This window comes from Lutibacter sp., from assembly GCF_041596795.1.
Lineage (GTDB): Bacteria > Bacteroidota > Bacteroidia > Flavobacteriales > Flavobacteriaceae > Lutibacter.
On sequence record NZ_JBFHHX010000001.1, the window covers coordinates 87,356 to 95,525 of the forward strand.

General features: G+C 30.5%; 6 protein-coding genes. All 6 read right to left on the reverse strand.

Annotation, left to right across the window (positions count from 1 at the left end; translation table 11 throughout):
• Positions 1-36: 36 nt before the first annotated feature.
• Positions 37-1,521, reverse strand: coding sequence for a sulfatase-like hydrolase/transferase (locus tag ABY298_RS00275; protein ID WP_372743973.1), 1,485 nt, complete (start codon positions 1,519-1,521; stop codon positions 37-39).
• Positions 1,521-2,342, reverse strand: a complete 822-nt coding sequence (locus tag ABY298_RS00280) for an alpha/beta hydrolase (protein WP_372743974.1) — start codon at positions 2,340-2,342, stop codon at positions 1,521-1,523. Before ABY298_RS00280 ends, ABY298_RS00275 begins: the two co-directional genes overlap by 1 nt.
• 11 nt (positions 2,343-2,353) lie before the next feature.
• Positions 2,354-3,679: a sugar porter family MFS transporter gene (locus ABY298_RS00285; protein ID WP_372743975.1), complete on the reverse strand. Its 1,326-nt coding sequence runs from the start codon at positions 3,677-3,679 to the stop codon at positions 2,354-2,356.
• A gap of 42 nt (positions 3,680-3,721) precedes the next feature.
• Positions 3,722-4,813, reverse strand: coding sequence for a glycoside hydrolase family protein (locus ABY298_RS00290; protein WP_372743976.1), 1,092 nt, complete (start codon positions 4,811-4,813; stop codon positions 3,722-3,724).
• Positions 4,814-4,880: 67 nt separating this feature from the next.
• Complete coding sequence (locus ABY298_RS00295) at positions 4,881-5,231, reverse strand: hypothetical protein (protein ID WP_372743977.1); 351 nt, start codon at positions 5,229-5,231, stop codon at positions 4,881-4,883.
• Between the two features lie 221 nt (positions 5,232-5,452).
• Positions 5,453-8,170 (reverse strand): response regulator (locus ABY298_RS00300; RefSeq protein ID WP_372743978.1); only part of this gene is annotated, 2,718 nt, incomplete at its 5' end.

An 8,170-nucleotide genomic window follows, 5' to 3' on the forward strand; every position in this document is an offset into this window, starting at 1 on the left:
TTATTTAAACTAAATGCTAAACGTTTATATTTACTACTATTCCTCGCCGCGTGTCCAAATATGACTACCTGCTAACAATTCTTTATACTGAATTTCAAACTCTTTTTTCATTTTCTCAAAAACTTTTGGATTTTTTAATGCCAAATCTGTTGATTCATTTATATCATCCTTTAGGTTAAATAAAACCAAATCCGTCATCTTTGCGCTTTTAACAAAGTCTTCATTGCCATCATATAAATTATGAATATGCGGTAGTTCTTTATTGTCAACTTCTAAGCGAGCCATAATTTTCCAATCTCCCATTCTCATAGCGACTCTATGATCATTTATAGCATCGTAAAAAGCCCAAATCAAAGGCTTTTCTCTATTAAATTTTCCCTTCTCTATAAGAGATTTGAATGATTCTCCATCCAATTTTCTTTTTGGTAATACTACCCCCGCTAACTCACAAAATGTTGGAAGAAAATCTAAAGAAGAAACAACTGCGTCTGAAGTGCCAGTAAAGTTATTTTTACCCAACCAACTAACAATTCCGGGTACTCTAAAACCTGCTTCATTTGTCCATAACTTCATTCCTTTTAATTCTCCTGGTGTTCCATAAGATTTTTTTGCCTTTTCATACCTCAATAAAGTTTCAGGACCATTGTCTGATGTAAAAATAACTAAAGTATTCTCGTTGTAATTTTTTTGAAGGTATTCTATTAACCGTCCTACAGCAATATCAACATTTTCAACATTTGCAAAATATTCTGCTTCTTCTCTATTTTTTGCTTTTGGCAAATATTTTTTAACTAAATTTTCTGGTGATGCAATTGGCTCATGTGGTTCATGAAAGGCAACTTCAAGAAAAAATGGATTGTTATCTTCATGTTTTTCTAACCAATTAATAGCCTCACTAACTATAATTTGACTACTAAACCCCTCAATTTCACCAACCTCTTGTCTATTACGTACAAAATTTTTAGGGTTTTTATGGCTAGGGCCGGCATTATTATGTGTAGCAAACCAATGATCAAAACCAAAATTATTAGGTTGAGGTTGTAAATCTGAATTAAATCTTGAGCTACAATGCCATTTTCCAACTAGGCAGGTTGCATAACCAACTGATTTTAATAAGGCTGGGATAGTTTCTTCATGAGCTTGCAAATGCACCAAATCTCTATTGTCCTCACTTTTTTTTATACCTGGAATAAAATCGTAAACTCCAGCTCGGTTTGGGCTTCTTCCTGTAAGTAAACCAACTCTAGAAGGTGAACATACTGGTGCCGCTGAATATAAGTTTGTTAGTTTAATTCCAGATTCAGCTAATTTATCAAGGTTTTTAGTTTCTATTATTGGATGCCCAAAAGAAGATAAATCACCATAACCTAAATCGTCACAAAGTAATACTACAATATTTGGTTTATTAGCAACTTGAGTTGTATTTACCTTTTCATTTAATTTGGTAGCTGTTTTTTCTATGCAAGAAATTGTTACTACAAAAATTATAAGTACAAAAAACTTAGTAAATTTAAATTTCATTATTCAAGTGTTTTATTAAAATATTTATTAAAAAAGAGCATTTGATAATCAATTGAATTTCTCCAATATATATTTGTATGCCCTCCAGGACGTTCTGTATAATCATGTGGAATATTACGTTCTAAAAGCTTTTTATGAAGCCTTACATTGGCATCATAAAAAAAGTCATCAACACCACAATCAAAAAGGATTTTTAAATTCTTTCCGTTCAATAAATAAACTAAATTAATTACGGTATTGCTTTCCCATACTTGAGGGTTTTCTGCATAAACTCCTAAACGCTTAGAAATATCCCAACTAAGTGGAAATGGTCTAATATCTACACCTCCGCTCATACTTGCTGTTGCTCCCCAAATATCGGGATGCTTAAAAGCTAAATACAACGCTCCGTGACCGCCGATACTATACCCGGAAATTGCACGGTTTTTATTAGTTGGTAACGTTTTATAGGATTTATCAATTTCCGAAACTAATTCCTTCGTTATATAAGTTTCGTACTGCATGGTTTCATCAATAGGACTATCAAAATACCAACTAGTTTTTTCTCCATCAGGACACACAATAATAACATTGTATTTATCAGCATATTCTTTTATACTAGGCGCTTTACCTATCCAAGCTTTGTGATCACCGCCAGCGCCATGTAGTAAATAAACAACCGAAAATGCCGCTCCTTTTTTTGTGTATGAATCTGGTGTAATTACAATATTTTTTATCTCCTTATTCATTGATTTACTATAAACTGTAAGTGTGTCAATATTTGACGCACTTACAGTAATTACAATAAAATAAAAAACAACTAAACCAATGATTTTTTTCATACTAAAATTTTTTATTTCTTAAGAATAATATCTTCTAATTCCTCTAGGGTTTTCCCTTTAGTTTCTGGCATCATAAACGCCACAAATAATAATTGAAGCACCATCATTCCAGCAAAAACCATAAACACAACTCCTGCCCCAATCATAGGATGATTAAACAAAAATGGAATTGATGACGGAATTATAGCTGCTAAAACCCAATGTGTAGAACTTCCAAAAGATTGACCAGAAGCTCTTAAATGATTAGGGAAAATTTCAGATATAAACACCCATATTACAGCGCCTTGTCCTATAGCGTGAGCTGCTATAAAAATAAATAAGAAAATAGGTACAGCCATACCTGTCCAACCTAAGAAAAACGCTGCAGACACAAGACTTAATGAAATTATATAACCTATAGAACCAATATACATCAATGTTTTCCTTCCTAATTTATCAATTAAGAACACTCCTAATAATGTAAAAACAAGATTTGTAAAACCAATTCCTATACTGCTTAACAAAGCAGTACTTTCTCCTAAACCAGCTTCCTCAAAAATACGTGGTGCATAATAAAGAAAAGCATTAATCCCCGAAAACTGATTAAAAAACGCAATTAAAAATGCTAACATTAACGGAAATCTATATTTTTTAATGAAGATAGTCTCCGTTTTATCACTTTTATCAGAATGACTTTGAATCTCTAATATCTGTTCTTCAACATCCATATCAGGATTTATAAGTTTCAATACTTTTCTAGCTTCTTCAACTCGAGATTGGGATAATAACCACCTTGGGCTTTTTGGAACTTTTACAGCAAATAGTATATATAAAACTGCAGGAATAGCTTCGACTCCTACCATCCATCTCCAAGAATTTTCTCCAATTCCACTTAATAAGTAGTTTGATAAATACGCTATTAAAATCCCAAAAACAATATTAAATTGATACATAGCTACCAAACGACCTCTGTTTTTTGCTGGAGCAATTTCAGAAATATACGCAGGTGCCGCAATGGTTGATGCTCCAACACCAATACCACCAATAAATCTTGCAAAGGCAAATACATATGGATCATTTGCAAGTGCCGAACCTATTGCTGAAACTGCAAATAATACTCCAATTGCAATTAATGTATTTTTACGACCAAACTTATTTGTTGGAATTCCACCAAAGATGGCTCCAAATACAGTACCCCAAAGTGCCATACCCATAACTACCCAACCATGAAATGAATCAGACGATCCCCATAGTGCTTGAAGTTTTTGATCTGCACCAGAAATTACTACTACATCGAACCCAAATAAAAACCCTGCAAGTGCAGCTGTAATTGACCAAAGTAATATTTTTTTACTCATCTTAATATATGTATTATTTATTATTAAATTTTAAACTTGATTCTATTTTAATGGAATAACCATATTCCATGATTTTGTACCACTTTCAAAGCCTCCTGAACCATCCATAGTAGCAAAAAAGATATGTGTTGGCTCTCCATTTTCTACCAAAACAAAGGGACGCTCTAATTGTCCTTGTTTTATTATTTTTCCATTATTCCATTTTACTGTTTTGTCATATGCTTTTGGATTCTTATCTATAATCCAATTAATTCCATCCTTTGAATGTGCCAAAACTCCAGACCCTTCTTCACCTGTAATTAATCCCCTTTGATCTTTAGCAATCATATGATAACCTTTAGCATCACTCCATAAATGTGGATCTTCTATCTCTCCAAATTTTTCCACAGAAAATAATGGTTTGTCACCAATAACTGTATATTTACCATTATATGTTTGTGCCGTAGCTACACCAATACTCATATCACTATGTGTAATAGCATCTTCTTTATAAGTTCTTCCTTTAAAAAGCAAAACTACAGAGCCATCCTCTCTAATTAATGGAGAAGGATTTGAAGTTAAAAAACTGTAATAAGTATTAGGTTCAACATCCAAAATTGGAGCATTCAATCTTTCCCAAGGCCCATAGGGACTTTTAGAAGTTGCTATTCCAATACGTTTTCCCCATCTGGCAGCAATACACCATTTACTTGATAGGTTAAATTCATTAACATTTTCTTTAGTTATATTTTCAAAAGGGTGCGTAGAGCCCATATAATATAAAATGTAAGTATCCTTATACCTTACAATTTTAGGATTATGGCAAGATTTACCATCCCAATATTGCGTCCCTCTTTCTCCCAGTACCACATCTATATATTTATATGGGCCTTCTGGTATTTTTGAAGTTGCATGAACAATTTCTGAAGAAGTCATCCAACCTGGGTGAAAAGGCAGTATTTTTGACCATCTAGATGCGAACATGTGATATAAACCATCTTCCCCCTTAATAACCGAACTTCCCCAAACCCAATAGTCGTCCATTTGCAAACCACCATTAACTGGTGCTTCATCAAAATTATTATAAATAGGATTTTGCGCTATACAATAACACTTAGATATAATAAAAAAAACAAAAAAAAGTGATACTTTCATTTTTATAATTAATTTCTAATTATTTTTTTTATGGTTGAATTTTTATTTCTTTTAAGTTAATTGGATTCTATTTTCCATTTACAGGTATTAAAGAAAATTCATATTTACCCAGTTTTTTAACTGAAAAATTACCAAATACATGGTTTTTAAATCGTTTAGGATTTGCTCCACTTGCAGTTAGGGCTGTAATTCCTAGCTCATTTTGCCGTAAAGCTTCAATTGGCAAAACATTAGGTTTTTCTTTTAATTTTAAAACTATTACAGAAGTAACGTTATCAACAACTTTCCCTGTTAATTTAACTTGAACACTGCTATCTAAAATTTCAGTTTTACAAGATCTATTTTTATCTAGTGCTTGCCCTAAACTTGTATTAAAAATTAATATAACAACTTGTATTATTACTCCAATTCTATTCATAAATATATTTAGTCATGTTGTGCTAAAATATAATTATACAATAGTAACAACTATGGAGTTTTAGTAGTATAAAATATGAATCATACATAATAAAATATAACCCATTTAAAGAAAACATTTAATGGAATTAATTAATACTGGCTTTACTAGTGTAACCTTATGAATACTTATGACCTCTTATTAGAATTTCTATAAAAATTAGGAGTAATAGAACTCATTAATTAACAATTTAGTTTTGCTTTCTTTTCATTTTGTTCAATGTACTGGCTAGGTGTTAAATTATATAACTCACGGAAAGTTTTACTAAAATAAGCTGTAGAATTAAAGCCTGACATATAAGTAACTTCTTTAATAGAATTACTTTGTTGTAATAATAACTCAGAGGCATATTGTAATCGTATTGTTCTTATAAAGCAGCTTGGGTTTTGCCCTGTAAGTGAATTTATTTTTCTATAAAATTGAGAGCGCCCAATATTCATTTCTTCCAATAAATTCTCTTGTTTAAAATCAAAATCACTAATGTTTTTTAAAACTATTCTTGTAGCTTTATCTAAAAAGGCCTCATCTAAATTATTTGTTGTTATTTCACTTGAAGGAGGTACGCCTCCTAATTCAGAAAATCGATCGCGCAATCTCTTTTTTGCAACTAATAAATTATTTATTCTTGCTCTTAAAACACTTATAGAAAATGGCTTTGGTAAAAAAGCGTCAGCACCATTTTCATAACTTTCTATGCGATCTTCTTCTAATGTTTTTGCGGTTAATAAGATAATTGGTATATGACACGTTTCCACATCTGATTTTATCAAATTACACATTTCAAATCCATCCATTTTAGGCATCATTACATCGCTAATGATAATATCTGGATAGTGTTTTTTCACCATTTTTAGTCCTTCTTTACCATTTACTGCCTCTTTAACAACATAAGAATCCTTTAAATCATCGGTCAAATGCAATCTAAGCTCTTTATTATCTTCTACTATTAGTATTACAGGTAGTTTTGTATTACTATCATTTGGTTTTATATCTTTCTTGTCTGTTGGGGAAGTATCGTTTGATATTAACATATCATATTCCACAGCTTTCATAGAGTTGATTAAATATTCATTTTTTATACTTTCTACTTTATCTGGTTTAGAGCTTATATCTAAAGGAATATCTACAATAAATTTACTACCCTTCTTAAATTTACTTTCTAAGGATATTTTACCTCCATGTAGTTCTACTAATGCTTTTGTAAAATGAAGACCTATTCCAGTTCCTGATTTAGATTTGTCTGCATTATAAAATCGAGAAAAAATATGTTTTTGTTGCTCTTTATCTAATCCAACGCCAGTATCTTCAACAATTATTTCGATATAATCACTTAATTTATCTCTGTTAAAAAACCAATTTATCGATTTCCTTTTTTTGGCTTTTATTTTATTTACTGAGACTATAATATCTCCACCATTTTGAGTGAATTTTATAGCATTAGAAATTAAATTGGTAATAATTTTCTCTACCTTATCAAAATCGAATAAACATTTGATATTATTAGTTGAGCTTTTAAACGTAAAATTAATCTCTTTTTTTTGAGCCAAATCATCAAAAAGTGAAAAAATATCGTAACTGAATTTTACTATATCTCCTTTTTCTAATTGAATTGGAGACATTCCAACGTCCATTTTTCTATAATCTAATAATTGGTTAACTAAGTGTAATAAACGCCTAGAACTGCGTTGTATTGAAATTGCTGATTTTTTAATGACTTCGGGATCGTTATTAAAATTTGATAATATTTTATTTACGGGATTTAATATTAAGGTTAACGGTGTTCTAAACTCGTGAGATACATTAATAAAAAATTGCAGTTGCTTTTGATCTAAATCATGTTGTTGCGCTTCTCTTACTTTTAATGTATAGTAGTACATTATAAACCAAAACACAAGAATACCAATAGTGTAATAAATAAAATAAGCCCCCCAAGTTTTCCAAATTGGTGGTGTAATTTCAATATTAATGAAGGTAGCTTTAGCTGTTTCCCAATCTCCAGTAGAAGTTGCTTTTATTTCAAAAGTATACTTTCCAAATTCTAAGTTTGAAAGATTGACAACTCTATTTGAACCTAAATTTATAAACTCTTTATCTAAACCTTGCATTCTATAAGCATATTGAACCTGCTCTTGGTTATCAAAATATAATGCTACAAACTCAAAAGAGATATAATTCTCATCATATCTTAAGGTTAAATCCTTTATTTCAGAAATAGCTCTATTTAAAAGTACTCTTCCGTTTATAGAATCTCCCGGAACTACTGTTTTGTTACTTAACTTAAACTTTGTTATTTTAGGAAGTAATGATACCGAAGATCGTTGTTTAATGTCATTAGGTTGAAATATGTTAAACCCGTTTATACCACCTACTATAATTCGTCCGTTTTTTGTTTTTTCTATGGATTTACTTTGGAATTCTGTTCCTTGTATTCCATCATGAGCATTAAAATTTTTAATTTGATGAGTTTGCGGATTTAATAAAGTTAAACCACCTTTTGTGGTTATCCACATATTGTAATTATTATCTTCTTTAATTCCAACAACCAAGTTATTAGGCAATCCATTTTGAGAAGAATAAGATTTTATTAAATTTAACTTAGAATCTAATTTGTAAACCCCACTATCTGAACCTAGCCAAATATTTCCAAAATGGTCTTCTGTAATATAATTTACACCACCTTCTTCTATTTTTTTTTCTTTAATATTTATAAAATCAATATCATTAGGTATATATTCTTTAAATTTATTTAATTCTACAACACTTACCCCAAGGGAAGTACCTATAAATAACCGGTTTTTAGAATCTATAAATGTACAAATTACAGAATTACTTATTAAACTGTTTTTCTTTCCAGCTGTACTTTTATAATTAGTAAAACGTTCATTTTTAGGATTATACAC

What these genes read in the sequence shown, in the direction of transcription:
- ABY298_RS00290 (WP_372743976.1), bottom strand. Translation starts at nt 4,813, where the DNA reads ATGAAAGTATCACTTTTTTTTGTTTTTTTTATTATATCTAAGTGTTAT.
- ABY298_RS00295 (WP_372743977.1), bottom strand. Translation starts at nt 5,231, where the DNA reads ATGAATAGAATTGGAGTAATAATACAAGTTGTTATATTAATTTTTAAT.
- ABY298_RS00285 (WP_372743975.1), bottom strand. Translation starts at nt 3,679, where the DNA reads ATGAGTAAAAAAATATTACTTTGGTCAATTACAGCTGCACTTGCAGGG.
- ABY298_RS00275 (WP_372743973.1), bottom strand. Translation starts at nt 1,521, where the DNA reads ATGAAATTTAAATTTACTAAGTTTTTTGTACTTATAATTTTTGTAGTA.
- ABY298_RS00280 (WP_372743974.1), bottom strand. Translation starts at nt 2,342, where the DNA reads ATGAAAAAAATCATTGGTTTAGTTGTTTTTTATTTTATTGTAATTACT.